Consider the following 16376-nt stretch of genomic DNA (forward strand, 5'->3'; position numbering starts at 1 on the left):
GGAGTATTAAATGGAAACGTATATTTTATCACTTGACCAAGGAACGACAAGCTCACGGGCAATTTTGTTTAATAAGCGGGGCGAAATTGTTCACGTGGCTCAAAAAGAATTCACACAAATATTCCCAAATCCTGGTTGGGTAGAACATAATGCAAATGAAATATGGGGATCGATTTTGGCTGTCATTGCAGCTTGTCTTTCAGAAGCAAATGTAAAACCAGAACAAATTGCAGGAATAGGAATAACAAATCAGCGTGAAACAACAGTTGTTTGGGATAAAAATACCGGTACCCCAATTTATAATGCAATTGTTTGGCAATCAAGACAAACGAGTAAAATTTGCGATGAGTTGAAAGGAAAAGGATACAATGAGCTATTTCGTGAAAAAACAGGGTTATTAATTGATGCTTATTTTTCTGGTACAAAGGTAAAGTGGATATTAGATCATGTTGAAGGAGCTCGTCAAAAGGCTGAGCGGGGAGAACTTTTATTTGGAACGATTGATACGTGGCTTATTTGGAAGCTGTCTGGAGGGAAAGCGCACGTCACCGATTATTCTAATGCGTCTCGGACGTTAATGTTTAATATCCATGACTTAACATGGGATGATGAGCTTTTGAGCATACTCGGCGTGCCAAAATCAATGCTTCCAGAGGTACGTCCTTCCTCTGAAGTATATGCGAAAACGGTTGATTATCATTTCTTTGGACAGGAGGTTCCAATTGCTGGGGCTGCTGGTGACCAGCAAGCTGCTCTTTTCGGTCAAGCTTGTTTTGAAGATGGAATGGCTAAAAACACATATGGAACAGGTTGTTTTATGTTAATGAACACTGGTGAGCAGGCTGTTCGCTCAAAACATGGTTTGTTGACAACTATCGCTTGGGGGTTAAATGGAAAAGTTGAATACGCTCTTGAAGGAAGTATTTTTGTTGCCGGTTCAGCGATTCAATGGCTTAGAGACGGCTTAAGAATGTTTAAAGATGCGAAGGAAACGGAGGAATATGCTCGCAAAGTAGAATCAACAGACGGAGTTTACGTCGTGCCTGCATTTGTTGGACTCGGTACGCCTTACTGGGATAGTGATGTCCGAGGCGCTGTCTTCGGTTTGACACGCGGGACAGCAAAAGAGCACTTCATTCGAGCGACTCTGGAGTCTTTAGCTTACCAGACGAAAGATGTTTTATCAGCAATGGAAGCAGACTCAAGTATCCAACTAAAAGCTCTCCGAGTTGATGGCGGGGCAGTTAAAAACAACTTCTTAATGGAATTTCAAAGTGATATTTTAAACGTACCAGTCGAAAGACCGATGGTGAATGAAACAACAGCATTAGGTGCAGCTTATTTGGCTGGTCTTGCGGTAGGGTATTGGGAAAGTAAAGAAGTGATCGCGCAACAATGGGCAATCGATCGTTCCTTTGAACCACGTATGGATGAGAAAGAGCGCCAAAAGCTTTATGACGGCTGGAAAAAAGCAGTAAAAGCGACAATGGTATTTAAATAATTCGAGAAAAACTGGTTCCTCCATTTAATTTAAGAGGAGCCAGTTTTTTTATTTTTATAGAAATCGTTTTAAATATGAACGTACGGTTAAAAATTTACACTTAATTTACAAGAGCTTTTGTAATATTACTGCATCAATGAAACGATCAGGCTGAAACAAAAAATTTCTCAAGCTATTGTCTTAACAAATATATAACAGAGGCTTAAATCTGTTTTAATTCCCTGTTCATATATTTTTTTTAACATAGTAAATAAGTTGAGGACAATAAGGAGGCAAAGAGTTGGATTTACACATTCATTCGGTTTATTCTGATGGTTATTGGAGCCCAGAACAAATTATAAAAGAAGCGAAGAAAAATGGTGTTCAAACGATTTCTATTACAGATCATGATGCGCTTGAAGGTTATTATTTGGGCAAGCCGATTGCGGAAAAAGAAGGGATTACGCTCATTCCTGGTATTGAACTCAATACAGATGGAACTTTAGGTGAAATGCATATATTAGGATACCTCTTTTTGGAGAATCATCCTAAAATGAGTGAACACATTAACTGGCGGAAGAACGAAAGAATGAAATGGGGACAAAAGATCGTTCAACAACTTCAATTGTTAGGATATCAATTATCTTTTGAATCGTGTGTAAAACGGGTTGGCAAAGGTGTATTAGTACGGACTCATATCGCTGAGGAGTTAGTTTCCAAAGGATACTTTGAGTCGAGACAAGCGGCGTATGAAACATTACTTAGTAAAGGAAAACCTGGGTTTGTTCAAAGAGAAGTATTTACGGCACTTAACGCAATCAAGCTTATTCACGAAGCCGGTGGACTAGCATTTTTAGCTCATCCAGGAATTTATCCGTTTCAAATTCCGTTAGATATTCTTGTGCAAAATGGATTAGATGGTATCGAGGTATATCATTCTAAACATTCATCGGAAGTGACACGATATTGGATCGAGATCGCCAAGTACTATAATCTCCTCATTTCAGGCGGCAGTGATTTTCATGGACCTAATTCTCGTAATCCGTATCCCATTGGAAGTGTAAATATCCACCCTCGTATTGAAATTGACAACTGGTGGGAAAGGAGAAAAATAATCAGATGAACTTACTATTTGCTTCAACTTTAGCTTGGTCGTATCCAATAGATGTTGTAATGAAAATGGCAAACTCAGAAAATTTCACTGGTGTAGAAGTTTGGGCTGAGCATGTATGGGCTCATGAAACAGCATTAGAAACGATTAAATCTACAAGAAAACAGCTTAATCTTTTATTGACAATGCACGCTGCTAGTTGGGATTTAAACCTTTGTGCACTTAATTCGGGAATTAGAAAGCAATCTATTCAAGAGATTAAACGATCAATTGAATTAGCAATTGATATTGGGGCTAATAATGTTACGTTTCATCCAGGTAAGATGACGTTAACTTCCTTTCAATCTTCATTTCATGAACAATTGCTAGTTGAATCTATTGCTGAAATTATGCAGTTCGCTAAACAGGAAGGGATTACGATGTCATTAGAAATGATGGAATGGAAAACAAAGGAGTTTGTAACAGAACCGGCAATTGTGACTAGATTAACTGAGCCATTTACGCCTTATTTAAAAACGACTTTTGATGTTGCTCATATTCCTCTTCATGAGAATATCGTCTTGATGTGGGAAAATATGCCACACGTAAATAAAATTCATATTAGTGATGCGACTGCAGAAAAACTTCATCTTCCGCTTGGGGAGGGCAGCATCAAACGAGATACGTTAAGTACTTTTCTACATTTTGAACAGTTCCCAATCGTAATTGAAGGATTTGATAGTTCAAAAGAATTAACACGATTAAAGAAAAATATAGACTATGTCAAAAAACAAATAAGCCAAGCAACATATAAGGGGGTTCATTCTTGAAAATATTAGTGACGAATGATGATGGGATTTTCGCCCCTGGAGTGGAGGCATTAACAGAGGTGCTACAGCACTTCGGCGATGTGTTTGTTGTTTGTCCTGATCAAGAGCGCAGTGCGGTAGGTCATTCAATTACATTAAGAACACCGTTAAAAGCAAAACCGATTAACATTTTTCCAGGTGTTAAAGGAGCATGGGCAGTAAACGGTACACCTGCTGATTGTGTAAAGCTAGGTATAGAGATTTTATTAAAATCGCCCCCTCATATTTTATTTTCTGGAGTGAATCTTGGGCCAAACCTTGGAAGGGATTTATATTATTCCGGAACGATGGCGGGAGCGGTTGAAGCCTCGCTTTATCAAGTCCCTTCAGTTTCGGTTTCTCTCAATGCTTTCAATGATACGAAGGTAAATTATTTTAAAGTGAAACAGCTTATTTATGATGTCGTAGAGATCGTCTTAAAAAACAAAATTCCTAAAGGGGTATTTTTAAATATTAATTTGCCCAACTTATCGAAGGAATTATGTAAAGGCGTAGCGACTATACCGTTAGATATGAGCGTTTCCCGTTACCGTTACGTCGGTTTGAATGATCCGCATGGACAAATATATTTTTGGCTTAAAGACGAGTTAAACGAACTATCAAAATTTGCAGAGAATAGTGATTATTTAAAGCTAAAGGAAGGCTATATTACAGTTTCACCTGTAGAGTTTCGCACGCATCATAAAAGAAAAAAGGATCAAATTGAACGATGGTTTCAAAAGATAAATCATCATAATAAAAGGGAGGAAAAGTCAAATGCGTAAAATATTTATGACAATGATTGTATTTATGTTTGCGATTGTAATTGCTGGATGCGGGAAAAATGCTGCAGAGGAGAATGGAAAAGAAAGCGAAAAATCGGATAATGAAAGTGAAACGACAGAGATCTCTGGTACGCTTAGCTTTTATACATCACAGCCTGATGCTGATGCTCAAGCGCTAGTAGAAGCTTTTCAAAAGAAAAATCCAAATGTGAAAGTAGAAACATTTCGGTCGGGTACAGAAGAAGTAATTTCAAAAATACAGGCGGAAAAACAAGCAGGAGATATACAGGCGGATGTACTGTTAGTAGCTGATTCTGTTACGTTTGAAAGTTTGAAAGAAGACGATCTTCTATTATCTTATCAATCTCCAGAAACGAAACAAATTCCTGCTTCCTTTGTTGATCAGGATGGAACATATACAGGGACGAAAGTGATGGCAACCGCGCTAGTTATCAATACGAATGAGGTAAAAGAATTACCTGACGGATGGAGCGTTTTAACGGAAAAGGAGTCAAAAGGTAAAGCGAGTATGCCAAGTCCTTTCTACTCAGGTGCAGCTGCGTATAATCTTGGTGTGATCACGAGACAAGATTCATTAGGCTGGGATTTTTATAAAGATTTAAAGGCAAATGAAATCGGCATTACGAAAGGGAATGGCGGTGTATTGGAAGCAGTTGCGACTGGAGAAAAATCATATGGAATTGTTGTTGACTTTGTTGTTGCGCGTGCAAAAAAGGAAGGCTCTCCAGTCGAATTAATTTATCCTAAAGAAGGCGTTCCTGTCATTACTGAGCCGGTTGGAATAATGAAAAATACGAAAAATGAAGCGGCAGCAAAAGCATTTATTGACTTTGTTCTTTCTGAAGAAGGTCAGAAGCTTGCAGCGGAGCTTGGATATACACCTATACGTGAAGGAATTGCGGCACCAGAAGGCTTAAAAACGTTAGATGAGATGAACGTACTTGAGGCAAACATAACAGAACTTTATAAAGCCCGTGAGGAAGACAAAAAACAGTTTGGAAATATTTTTGGTCAGTAAGATTATTTATGAAAGGGAGAGGATGATGATTCCCTGCAATCATGTAGAAGAAGAGAGGACGATTCAATTATTTAGAAAGAAAAGGATCTTTGCAAGCATTGGCTTTATTCTCATCTTCCTGTTCTTTATTTTACCTATTTTGCGCTTAATCGTATTAAGTTTTCTTCAAGAAGAATCAATTACATTTCTTCATTATACAGAAGTTTTACAAGAAAAAACGACGTGGACAACGATTAAAAATACGCTTTTTATCGTTTTTGGGGCAACGTTTGTCTCCCTTTTTTTAGGAGTAGGACTTGCTTGGATGGTTGCTTATTTAAATCTTAGCGGGAAGAAATGGATGCAGCTGTTCATTTTTCTCCCTTTCATTATTCCGTCGTACATTACGACATTAGCGTGGATTCAATTTTTTAGTAAAAATGGTCCTGCTTTAGCTTTGCTAAGCTTACTTCCAGGGAACTTTGATGTCCCTAACTTATACAGTATGGGAGGAATCATCTTTATACTCGGACTATCTCATTATCCGTTAGTATATTTGTTTTCTGTAAATGTTTTGCAAAAAATACCGAGGGAGCTAGAAGACGCAGCAAAAATTGCCGGAGCGAAAAAAAGAAAGGTATTAGGAAAGATCGTTCTGCCGCTTGCTTTACCGGGAATAGCAAGTGGGGGATTGCTTGCATTTTTAACGAATTTAGATAACTTTGGTATTCCAGCATTTTTAGGAATACCAGCAAATATACGAGTATTAAGCACTTATATATATGAGCAAGTTGTCGGTTTTGGCCCAGCAGCCTTTTCAAAGAGCCGCTGTGCTTTCCGTCATACTCGGAGTCATCGCTTTGACAGGGACATTTATTCAATGGCTGCTGTTAAAACGCAACCGGATAGCGGAAACAGTGAAAAGAGATGTTGAGCCAAGAATTTACCTTTCGACAGTAAAGAAACGATTAGTTGAACTTGCAATTTGGACATTTTTACTCTTTACAAGCTTAGTTCCATTTTTGACGATGGGAGCCATCTCTTTTATTAAAGCATATGGGTTGCCGTTTAAACTAGAAAACTTATCAATGAAAAACTACCAATATTTATTGTTTTCTGATCCAAAAACATTATCGGCGTTAGGAAATAGTTTTAAATTAGCCTCTTTTACAATGATTGTTTGTTTAATTGCTGGTACGATTATCGCTTATTTACGGTATAAAAAGCCGAATATTTTAACAAAAATAACTGAATTATTTGTGACGATTCCTTATGCATTACCGGGAACGGTGTTTGCACTTTGTATGATTTTCGCATGGATGCAGCCGATTCGCGGATGGAATCCAGGAATATACGGCTCTATTTGGATATTATTTATTGCTTATGTCACAAGATTTTTAATTTTACAAGTAAGGGGAAGTTATGCTGCTTTATTACAAGTTGATCCATCTATTGAGGAAGCGGCTAGAACAACGGGCGCAAAAGGATGGGTTAAATGGAGGAATATTCTTTTGCCGTTAATATTGCCTGGTTTAATTGGAGGAGCTTTTTTATAGTAGTTTTTTAACGGCTCTAACAGAATTAACAGTATCTAGTCTACTTTGGTCAACAGGCTCAGAAACAGTAGGGGTTGTTATTTTTAACTATGAACAGGCAGGATACACTACTTATTCAACTGCATTTTCTAGTATCATTGTTTTCGCGGTTTTGTTAGGAGGAATATTATTTATGACAGCTGGAAAAGTGTGGAATCGAAAGGTGTTAAAGAAAACATGATCGAAGTTCAAAAAGTAACGCAGACTTATCATTCTTTTACGGCTCTTCATTCAGTTGATTTGACAATTCATAACGGTGAATTTATTGCGATTCTCGGTCCTTCTGGCTGTGGAAAAACGACTTTATTAAAATTGCTAGCTGGTTTTATGAAGCCTGTGAGCGGTAAAATTGTTATGGACACCACTGTTGTAGCTTCAAAGTCAAAGCTTGTTCCGCCTGAGAAACGGAATATTGGCATGGTTTTCCAATCGTTTGCTCTTTGGCCACATATCACAGTATATCAACATTTTAAATTTCCGTTGCTGCATCATCCCTACACTGCATATGCGTTAAAAGGTCGGATCGAGGAAAGAGTGCACGATGTTTTATCGTTAGTTGGCTTAGAAAAATTATCTAACAGGTATCCTGCCCAACTATCAGGAGGACAGAAGCAAAGAGTTGCTTTTGCACGGGCAATTGCCCATCAGCCAAATTTGTTACTAATGGATGAACCGCTCAGTGCTCTTGATGCAGAATTGCGAATGGATATGAGGAAAGAAATTCAAAAGATTCATCGCCAGACACATGCTTCGATTGTGTATGTTACCCATGACCAAAGTGAGGCGTTGGCAATGGCAGATAAAATTGTTGTCATGAACAATGGGAAAATTGAACAAGCAGCCCGCCCAGAAGTCATTTACACAAAACCAGAAACGGAGTTTGTTGCAAAATTTGTTGGAAAATGCAATATTATTAAAGGAACTTGGACAAATGATGTTTTTATACCGGAACAATTTCCTTTAGAGCGTTGGCCGGATATTGGAGTTTCCGTCAACTTAAAACAAAAAGGAATTTATCCTGTCCGCCCAGAACAGTGGCAGTTGACAAAAGATCACAATCAAGTGCTTAACGGTGTGATAACCTTTGTACAGTATCAAGGTAAAGAGATTCATTATACTGTTGAAGTAAAAAATGATATTTGGACGGTTCATGATTCAGTTCATTCTTCACGTTTTTATGTTGGTGATCGAGTAAATCTTTCTGTCAAAACTAAATCAACAGAAACGGTGCTAATCTAATCACTATCATTGTGTTAAAGATTTTTATAAAGGGATGATAAGGATCTTCCAGCATAACTGAAAGGGATAGTCTTAAAATAACATATTGTTTAACAAAGCTATAAAAAAATAAGAAAATCGTTAAAATCTTTTATTACGGCTCTTTTTATGGTAAAATGAATGTAAGTTAATAAAATGGTTGGAGAAACGGAGAGACCACAAGACATTATCGTATTTCGATAGTGTGTTTGTGGTCTCTTTTTTCGATTGGAGGAAATAAACATGGAATTTTCTGCACGAGAACGTAAAGATATTCAAAATGAATTACAAAGTAAAACGTTTGACGTCCTCATTATCGGCGGCGGCATTACAGGTGCTGGTATCGCTTTAGATGCTGTAACACGCGGAATGACAGTGGCACTTGTGGAGATGCAGGATTTTGCAGCTGGGACTTCAAGCCGTTCTACAAAGCTTGTTCATGGGGGACTTCGTTATTTAAAACAGTTTGAGGTGGGGATGGTTGCTGAAGTTGGAAAGGAAAGAGCCATCGTCTATGAAAATGGTCCGCACGTTACGACACCAGAATGGATGCTGTTACCAATCCATAAGGGCGGCACTTTTGGTAAGTTTAGTACATCAATCGGTCTTAAACTATATGACTTTTTAGCAGGTGTGAAAAGCGGTGAGCGCCGACAAATGTTAACTGATGTTGAAACGTTAAATAAAGAAGCGCTTATTAAGAAGCAAGGTTTAAAGGGCGGAGGCTATTATGTTGAGTATCGAACAGATGATGCCCGTCTCACAATCGAAGTATTGAAAAAAGCTGTTGAACAAGGAGCAGTCGCTTTAAATTATTCAAAAGTAACTGAACTAATATATAAAAATAATAAAGTTGCAGGTGCATCAATTGTTGATCAGCAATCTTTTGCGGAGTATGAAATTAATGCGAAAAAAGTCGTCAATGCAGCAGGTCCGTGGGTCGATACCATTCGGGAGAAGGATCAATCAAAAGAGGGAAAAATGTTGCAATTAACGAAGGGAGTTCATTTAGTAATTGATCAATCGCGGTTTCCGCTCAAACAGGCAGTCTACTTTGATACGCCTGACGGACGAATGGTATTTGCAATTCCACGTTCGCAAAAAACCTATGTAGGAACGACAGATACAGTATATGATGAGGATATCGCCCATCCGAATATGACTAGTGAAGATCGAACGTATCTTATTAACGCGATCAATTTTATGTTTCCTGACGTCAACATAACAGAAGAAGATGTTGAATCGAGCTGGGCTGGTGTCCGTCCATTAATTTATGAAAAAGGTAAATCAGCTTCAGAAATATCAAGAAAAGATGAAATTTGGGAATCAGAATCACAACTAATTACAATTGCTGGAGGAAAGCTGACTGGTTATCGGAAAATGGCGGAAACAGTTGTTAATTTGTTAGTGAAAAAATTTGCGGATGAAGAAAACCGTGTCTTTCATCCATGTCAAACAAGATACTTAACTATTTCGGGCGGAGATGTAGGAGGATCCGCCAACTTAAAAAGCTATGTACATGAGCAAATAAACTACGGAATGGAACTCGGTTTAACAAAAATCCAAGCGGCAAATCTTACGCATCTATATGGTTCAAACGTACAAAAAGTATTTAACATCATTCGTTTACGAAAAGAAGAAATGGCTGCATCTCAACTTCCCGTCGAATTATTTGCTAAGCTTACTTATGCAATAGAGGAAGAAATGGCGACAACCCCCGTTGATTTTTTTAATCGTCGAACTGGTGATTTATTGTTTAATATTAAGTTCGTGCACGAATGGAAAGACAATGTCATTTCCTTTATGGAAAAGGAATTAAGCTGGACTCCAGAACGAACAGCTGAATTAACAGCAGAGCTAAATAACGCTTTAAAAGATGCAGTTATACCAGTAGATTTACTTAAATAACAAAGGGAGGTTCTTTTCTTAAAATACTGTTTATGATAAACTAAATACGTTATGAAATATATGAAATGCACTAGGGGTGCCGGAAGAGGCTGGCTGAGATTAAGACCTGAAGAAGTCTTTGACCCTTTAACCTGATCTGGTTTGTACCAGCGGAGGGAAGTGGCTGCGTCTTTAAATTTCACGCAAACCTTCTTACACTGGGGTTTGCGTATTTTATTTTTAATTTTCGCCCTCCTAGTGCAAAGAAAAGGAGGGCTTTATCTGTTTTCAACAAGAAAATTAACGTTAACAGCTATGTTTACAGCAGTAGGGACCATCACAAGCCATTTAGTGTTTATTCCAGTTGGATTTGCAAAAATATTCCCGGTCCAACATTTTTTAAATGTTTTATCTGCTGTAATGCTAGGGCCATTTTATGCTGTATTACAAGCGTCTTCGGTGTCTTTGCTGCGCAACTTGATGGGCACAGGTTCACTATTTGCGTTTCCAGGAAGCATGATTGGGGCGTTTCTTGCGGCAATTGTATATCAGAAAGTGAAGAAGCCAGGTGCCGCCGCAATTGGAGAAGTTGTTGGGACTGGGATTTTCGGTGCAATGATGTCTTTTCCGCTTTCAGCGCTCATACTTGGTCAAGATGTAGCTTTGTTTGGCTTCGTTCCATCATTTTTAGTCAGTTCATTTACAGGGGGAATTTTAGGCTATTGTTTATTAAAGGTTTTAATTAATCATAATGCTTTTGTAACGATAACAGGGAGGTTGGAAAAATGAAAACAGCACTAACAATTGCGGGCTCAGATAGTTCCGGCGGTGCAGGTATTCAAGCAGATTTAAAAACTTTTTCTGCCCATGGTGTTTATGGGATGTCGGTGATTACAGCGATTACCGCACAAAATACGTTAGGTGTTCGTTCTGTTCAAAATATAGATTTAGCGATTATTCGTGATCAAATAGATGCTATTTTTGAAGATATTGACGTTCATAGTGTAAAAATAGGCATGCTATCAAACTCTGAAATAATCAAAACAGTCGCAGAACGATTAACCTACTACAAACCGAACGAGATCGTTCTTGATCCTGTAATGGTGTCGAAAAGCGGAAGTGATTTATTACAGGAAGAAGCTGTTGCGTCACTAGTTCAATATTTATTGCCGATCGCAACGGTGATTACTCCTAACTTACCTGAAGCCGAAAAGCTAACAGGTAAAGCGATTTCAACTGTCGAAGAGATGCGGCAGGCATGTAAAGATTTAAAAAAATCTGGCGTTCAATATGTACTTATTAAAGGAGGACATCTAAAAGGAAAGCCAATCGACCTTCTCTATGATGGGAATGAATTTTTAAGTTTTGAAGCAGAGCGAATCGAAACTAAAAATACACATGGAACAGGCTGTACGTTATCCTCCGCTATTGCTTCTAATCTTGCATTGGGCATGAATATTCACAATGCGGTACAGCAAGCAAAAGAATATATTACAACGGCAATTAAACATAGTCTATCAATTGGGAACGGTCATGGTCCTACACACCATTTTTACCAGTTATATAAAAAAGCAAAAATACACGATTAAAAATCTAATCAAAAAAGAGGACGATCCAAATGAAAAATTCAATCAAGCAGTTATTCGATGATGTTCGTACTAAAAATCCCCTCATTCATCATATTACAAATACGGTCACAATGAACGATTGTGCAAATGTCACTTTAGCAATCGGGGGCTCTCCTGTTATGGCTGACAGTCCTGAAGAAGCACCAGCTATGACTGAACTAGCTCAAGCGCTCGTCATTAATTTTGGAACGATTGCAACGGATACATTTCAAGCAATGATAAAGGCGGGGAAAGCAGCCAATCATCTTGGAATTCCCGTCATTTTTGACCCGGTGGGTGTTGGGGCAACCTCTTTTCGGACTGAAAAAGCGAAAGAACTTTTAAAGGAAGTGAATATCCAACTTATTCGGGGAAATGTAACTGAAGTGATGGGGTTATTAGGATTGTCTGCTGAGACACGAGGTGTTGATGCTGGAAAAACATCAATCGATCGTCAACAGCTTGCGACTAAAGCAGCTCAAGAATTTCGCTCAATCGTTGTGATTAGCGGTAAAATCGATGTCATTTCAGACGGTCAAAACATCGTTTCAATTGCTAACGGTCATGAAATGTTAACGAAAATAACAGGAACTGGCTGTATGACAGCGTCGTTAATCGGTTTTTTTGCCGGGGTAACTGAAAATTTCTTTCATGCTGCAATCGCAGGGATTTCAATCATGAGTATTGCTGGTGAACGTGCAGTTCGTTCGTTGCGTCAAGGTGAGGGAGTCGGTACATTCAAAGTGAAGCTTTTCGATGAAATTTCCTCTATTGATGGCGGACGTTGGGAAGAGGAGGTCAATTTTAAATGAGTAAAATAGTGAATGTAGATTATCAGCTTTATTTAGTTACTCCTAGTAATTTAGAAATAGATGAGCTATGTAAAAAAGTAGAACAAGCTGTTCTTGGAGGGGTTACGGTTGTTCAACTCAGAGAAAAAGATGCTGCTGGATTAGAGTTTTATGAAAAAGCAAGCAAGTTAAAGAAGATGCTAGCTCATTATCACGTTCCCCTTATTATTAATGACCGTGTTGATGTTGCCCTTGCTGTAAATGCAGATGGGGTTCATATTGGACAAAAAGATTTGCCGCTCTCAAAAGTTAAAGCTTTGCTTCCATCTCATATGCTTGTCGGTGTTTCCGCAAAGACGATAGAAGAAGCAAAAAAAGCGGAGCTGGAAGGAGCAGATTATTTAGGAATCGGTGCTGTTTTCCCAACAAAGACAAAACAGGATGCAAATATTATTTCTGTCGAAGGCTTGAAACAAATTTCTGCGGCTGTACAGCTTCCAAAGGTTGCTATTGGTGGCATTACACTAGAAAATATAAGTTTATTACAAAATACGAACATCAATGGAGTTGCTGTTGTCTCAGCAATTTTTCAAACGGAATCACCGAAAGAGTCGGCGAAGCAGTTTAAAAATTTATTATCATTAAATTAAATTGTTGACTTTGCCTAACGATTCGTTTATAGTTAGGTAACGCTAATAAGTTCGATCATTATAATTTTGGATTAATAGGAGTCGTAGCTACAAGTGAAGTGGAACGATTTTATTATATTCCACTTTACAAGCTGCGATTTTTTACTTTTACAATTATAAAATAACTTATAGTGAATAATAATAGTTACTGTGGAGGTAATGTAAATGCAAAATGGTAAAGTAAAATGGTTTAATGCAGAAAAAGGCTTTGGATTTATCGAAGTTAATGGAGGAGAAGATGTATTTGTTCACTTCTCAGCTATTCAAACTGATGGCTTTAAAACTTTAGAAGAAGGCGAATCAGTTACTTTCGACATTGTTGAAGGAAACCGTGGTCCTCAAGCAGCAAACGTTCAAAAAGCATAATTTTTAAAAATGAATGTGAAGGATTTAAAGCTATCCTAAAAAACCCGCAAAAATATTTTTGCGGTTTTTTTAATTTCATTTCAGATTGGTGAGACTGCAGTCTTATACGACAATATTGTGTTTAATATTAAAATAAAAGATGGCACAATTGATTGCTTTTTTCTTTTATCAATGCAAAAAACTTTACGAGCTGCCCCAACTCTTTCTTTACATCCTTCTAAATAACTCTAACTAATGAATTTGACCTAATTTCATAACCGTTGTAGCAACTTTACCTATTTAGAATAAATATATTTTAGAAGATCGATTTTGTTGATTATGTTAGGAGGTTGAATTACTTGAGTATTTCTTATGTTGCACTGGGAGATTCTTTGTCCGTCGGGGTCGGTTCATCGTTTTTTGCCCCTGGCTTTGTTCAACGATTTAAGCGGATTTCTGAAAGAGAACTGCAGCAACGGGTTAATCTACGCGTTGTTGCCCGTTCAGGATTTGATACAAGTAATGTGCTCGCAGAGGTAAAGAATGAATTTATTCAAAAAAATTTAAAAGAGGCAGACATCATTACAATTACAGCAGGCCAAACAGATTTAATTAAAGCAGTGGAAAGTTATGGAAAAGATAAAGATGAAGAAAAGCTCACCGAGGCATTAACAACTAGTAAAAAGAATATGTCGAAAATGATTCATGAAATCAATCAGTTAAAACAAGAAAGTGAACAGGCGTATATTATTAGAATATGTAATTTGTATAATCCTTTCCCTGATAAGGAGCATGCAAATAAATGGGTGCAGAAATTTAATCAACACTTACAAGGCTTTCATAATAAAGCACATATTAAAGTTGCCGACGTTTATGGAGCTTACAAATCGCATGAAAAAGATTATCAGTCATTCGATGGTGTTCATTTAAATGAAAGAGGATATGATATGATGGCAACACTGCTGAAAGATTTAAATTACGGAAAATTAAAGAAGCAGGAAGTAAATAAATAAATAAGAAAGTCCACTGCCAATTTAGGGGCTGATTTGTTCTAGCCCCTTAGTTTTATTGAACTGAATTAGCCTAATATACTTAAGAACTAGGGGAAGCTAGTCATTGTCCCAAACGACTTTAATAACTTTACATATAATAAACTGAGTCGTAATTTTTTATTGTGAAAATGAATTGAGGTGTAAATAATGTATTTTTATGGATTTCGCCGCTTTCGTCCTTTTAGATTTCATCGCAGAAGGTTTCGCAGGTTTCGCCGCCGTTTTTACTAATGTATTAGGAATGGAGCATTCATCATAAATGCTCCATTCAGTCTGCTGACTCATAACCTAAAATTCTATTTTTCCGTTTAATGCTTTGCCGCTTGATTGACAAGCGTAGTTTGTTTTGAAAAAAGTTTAAAAGTTTTTAAGCATGTTGCTTTGCTAGTTTAGCAGCCACTTCAGTTACTTTACGTAATCCTTCTTGAATAATTTCCTCCGCTTTTGCAGGCATTGCATTATGACCTTCAATAATCACTTCATCGATAATTTCCATACCGAAAATACCGCCAAATACATTGCGCATATAATTAACCGCTGATTCCATTGGCGCATTTTCTGGTGTTGAATAAACACCACCGCGTGCATTTAAGAAAATGGCTTTTTTATCTGTCATTAATTGAATGAGGTTGCCACTTTCATCATATTTAAATGCGAATCCAGCTGCGAAAACATAATCGATAAATGTATGCAATTTAGCCGGGATCGTTAAATTCCATAATGGGAATGCGAATACGACTACGTCCGCAGCAGTTAAAGCGTCCATAGCCTTTTGTTTTGCTGCTAATAGGCGTTGTTCTAAATCTGTCAATTCGCCTCCATTTTGTACTTTAGCAAACGCATTGAATAATTCTTGACCGAAGTAAGGCGTGTCTTCTTCGAATACATCATATGTCGTAACATTCAAGTTTTCTGCTCCTTTTACGGCTTCCATGAATGTTTCATACATTTTACTTGATACGCCTTCTGATGCTGGGCGATTGTTTGCTTTTACAACTAATACGTTCATACTTATTACCCTCCAGTTGTTATTTATACACCAACTTAACTTTTGCTCTTAATTTTAATTCCCTTAAGTTTTCATCGTGTTTCTGCAAAAGTTAAGGTAGCCAAATGTTTTTTAGTGTTAGCTTTTTTAAAAATTTGTTCATCTCTATTTTTAAACACCTTTTGTTTATCCAACATTTGTTGTACAATTTATATTATAGTTATTAGACAAAGATTGCTCAACCGATATTTTTTGCTTTTTATCGTATATACAACAAATCTAATGAAATGTCTAAAAATTTGAAGGGATGGCTTTTTTCGTGATTGAACAAAAAACAGATCCACGTATTATCCGAACACGTAAGTTAATTATGGATGCATTTATTCAACTTTCAATGAAAAAGGATTTTAAGGATATTACAATTAAAGATATTACAGCAAAAGCAACTGTGAATCGTGCAACTTTCTATTATCATTTCGCAGATAAATATGACTTGTTGGAAAAAGTATTATCGGAAGATTTAATGTTAAACTTCTGCAGTGAAATTGCTGAACATGACGAGCTTAACCAAGAAACGATTATTAGTGTTTTTTTATCCGTTACTCATTTTCAAATATCTTTATCAACTAAATGTCCAAGAAGTTTTAAGGCTTTTACAGAAACAATTGAAGCGATTATTAAAAAAAGACTGGAAAATCTTTTTTATCAAATGTTAACTAAAGAACAATCTACTTCTACTGATCGCGACTGTTCTTTAAGAATTGCAGCAGTGATGTTAAGCTGGGGAATTTACGGAGCTTCAGTAGATTGGCAGCATAACAGGACGATGTCACCAGAAGAATATATAAAATTAGCATTACCTTATGTGACACATGGAATGAACTATCTTGTTTCAGATAAATGGCATTATAATAATTGAAGAAAAAATGTTCTCATTTTTTCTT

Annotated in this window: 18 protein-coding genes and 1 riboswitch; of the genes, 17 read left to right on the top strand and 1 reads right to left on the bottom strand. The window is 37.2% G+C overall.

What is annotated here, in order from left to right; translation table 11 throughout:
* Positions 1–10: 10 nt before the first annotated feature.
* The 16 genes from glpK (at position 11) to K6959_RS07925 (ending at position 14405) form a co-directional block, all read left to right on the top strand.
* Positions 11–1501, top strand: coding sequence for a glycerol kinase GlpK (gene glpK, locus K6959_RS07860; RefSeq protein ID WP_163241282.1), 1491 nt, complete (start codon positions 11–13; stop codon positions 1499–1501).
* A 280-nt stretch (positions 1502–1781) separates the two neighbouring features.
* Complete coding sequence (locus tag K6959_RS07865) at positions 1782–2603, top strand: PHP domain-containing protein (protein ID WP_163241284.1); 822 nt, start codon at positions 1782–1784, stop codon at positions 2601–2603.
* The gene (locus K6959_RS07870; RefSeq protein WP_163241286.1) at positions 2600–3400 is read left to right on the top strand and encodes a sugar phosphate isomerase/epimerase family protein; all 801 of its coding nucleotides are present in this window, start codon (positions 2600–2602) and stop codon (positions 3398–3400) included. The genes K6959_RS07865 and K6959_RS07870 overlap by 4 nt, the downstream gene beginning before the upstream one ends.
* The gene (gene surE, locus K6959_RS07875; protein ID WP_163241288.1) at positions 3397–4203 is read left to right on the top strand and encodes a 5'/3'-nucleotidase SurE; all 807 of its coding nucleotides are present in this window, start codon (positions 3397–3399) and stop codon (positions 4201–4203) included. The genes K6959_RS07870 and surE overlap by 4 nt, the downstream gene beginning before the upstream one ends.
* Positions 4196–5242 carry an ABC transporter substrate-binding protein gene (locus K6959_RS07880; RefSeq protein ID WP_163241290.1) on the top strand — a complete coding sequence of 349 codons (1047 nt, stop codon included), beginning with the start codon at positions 4196–4198 and terminating at the stop codon, positions 5240–5242. Before surE ends, K6959_RS07880 begins: the two co-directional genes overlap by 8 nt.
* 22 nt (positions 5243–5264) lie before the next feature.
* A complete protein-coding gene (locus K6959_RS19000; RefSeq protein ID WP_262421925.1) occupies positions 5265–6155 on the top strand; it encodes an ABC transporter permease in 891 nt (296 codons plus the stop codon).
* Complete coding sequence (locus K6959_RS19005) at positions 6139–6777, top strand: ABC transporter permease (protein ID WP_262421926.1); 639 nt, start codon at positions 6139–6141, stop codon at positions 6775–6777. The genes K6959_RS19000 and K6959_RS19005 overlap by 17 nt, the downstream gene beginning before the upstream one ends.
* Positions 6758–6997 (top strand): hypothetical protein, encoded by a 240-nt coding sequence (locus K6959_RS19010; protein ID WP_262421927.1) that lies wholly within the window; start codon positions 6758–6760, stop codon positions 6995–6997. Before K6959_RS19005 ends, K6959_RS19010 begins: the two co-directional genes overlap by 20 nt.
* The gene (locus K6959_RS07890) at positions 6994–8055 is read left to right on the top strand and encodes an ABC transporter ATP-binding protein (RefSeq protein WP_223088107.1); all 1062 of its coding nucleotides are present in this window, start codon (positions 6994–6996) and stop codon (positions 8053–8055) included. Before K6959_RS19010 ends, K6959_RS07890 begins: the two co-directional genes overlap by 4 nt.
* A 261-nt stretch (positions 8056–8316) precedes the next feature.
* Positions 8317–9981 (top strand): glycerol-3-phosphate dehydrogenase/oxidase, encoded by a 1665-nt coding sequence (locus tag K6959_RS07895; RefSeq protein WP_223088108.1) that lies wholly within the window; start codon positions 8317–8319, stop codon positions 9979–9981.
* Positions 9982–10043: 62 nt separating this feature from the next.
* A riboswitch (TPP riboswitch) is annotated at positions 10044–10156 on the top strand.
* 86 nt (positions 10157–10242) lie between these two features.
* Entirely contained in the window at positions 10243–10749 is a 507-nt protein-coding gene (gene thiW / locus K6959_RS07900) for an energy coupling factor transporter S component ThiW (RefSeq protein ID WP_163241393.1), read from the top strand.
* Positions 10746–11549, top strand: coding sequence for a bifunctional hydroxymethylpyrimidine kinase/phosphomethylpyrimidine kinase (thiD, locus tag K6959_RS07905; protein ID WP_163241295.1), 804 nt, complete (start codon positions 10746–10748; stop codon positions 11547–11549). Before thiW ends, thiD begins: the two co-directional genes overlap by 4 nt.
* A 29-nt stretch (positions 11550–11578) precedes the next feature.
* Positions 11579–12379, top strand: coding sequence for a hydroxyethylthiazole kinase (gene thiM, locus K6959_RS07910; protein ID WP_223088109.1), 801 nt, complete (start codon positions 11579–11581; stop codon positions 12377–12379).
* On the top strand, positions 12376–13008 hold the full coding sequence (gene thiE, locus K6959_RS07915) for a thiamine phosphate synthase (protein WP_163241299.1): 633 nt from the start codon (positions 12376–12378) through the stop codon (positions 13006–13008). Before thiM ends, thiE begins: the two co-directional genes overlap by 4 nt.
* Before the next feature lie 204 nt (positions 13009–13212).
* Positions 13213–13413 carry a cold-shock protein gene (locus tag K6959_RS07920; RefSeq protein ID WP_163241301.1) on the top strand — a complete coding sequence of 67 codons (201 nt, stop codon included), beginning with the start codon at positions 13213–13215 and terminating at the stop codon, positions 13411–13413.
* A 338-nt stretch (positions 13414–13751) separates the two neighbouring features.
* The gene (locus tag K6959_RS07925; protein WP_163241303.1) at positions 13752–14405 is read left to right on the top strand and encodes a GDSL-type esterase/lipase family protein; all 654 of its coding nucleotides are present in this window, start codon (positions 13752–13754) and stop codon (positions 14403–14405) included.
* 406 nt (positions 14406–14811) lie between these two features.
* On the opposite strand, the gene K6959_RS07930 is transcribed toward K6959_RS07925, so the two are convergent.
* On the bottom strand, positions 14812–15453 hold the full coding sequence (locus tag K6959_RS07930; protein ID WP_163241305.1) for an FMN-dependent NADH-azoreductase: 642 nt from the start codon (positions 15451–15453) through the stop codon (positions 14812–14814).
* A 298-nt stretch (positions 15454–15751) separates the two neighbouring features.
* On the opposite strand from K6959_RS07930, the gene K6959_RS07935 reads away from it, so the two are divergent.
* Positions 15752–16351, top strand: a complete 600-nt coding sequence (locus tag K6959_RS07935) for a TetR/AcrR family transcriptional regulator (RefSeq protein WP_163241307.1) — start codon at positions 15752–15754, stop codon at positions 16349–16351.
* Positions 16352–16376 lie beyond the last annotated feature (25 nt).

The sequence above is a fragment of the Bacillus aquiflavi genome (assembly GCF_019915265.1).
Taxonomy (GTDB): Bacteria; Bacillota; Bacilli; order Bacillales; family Cytobacillaceae; genus Bacillus_BT; species Bacillus_BT aquiflavi.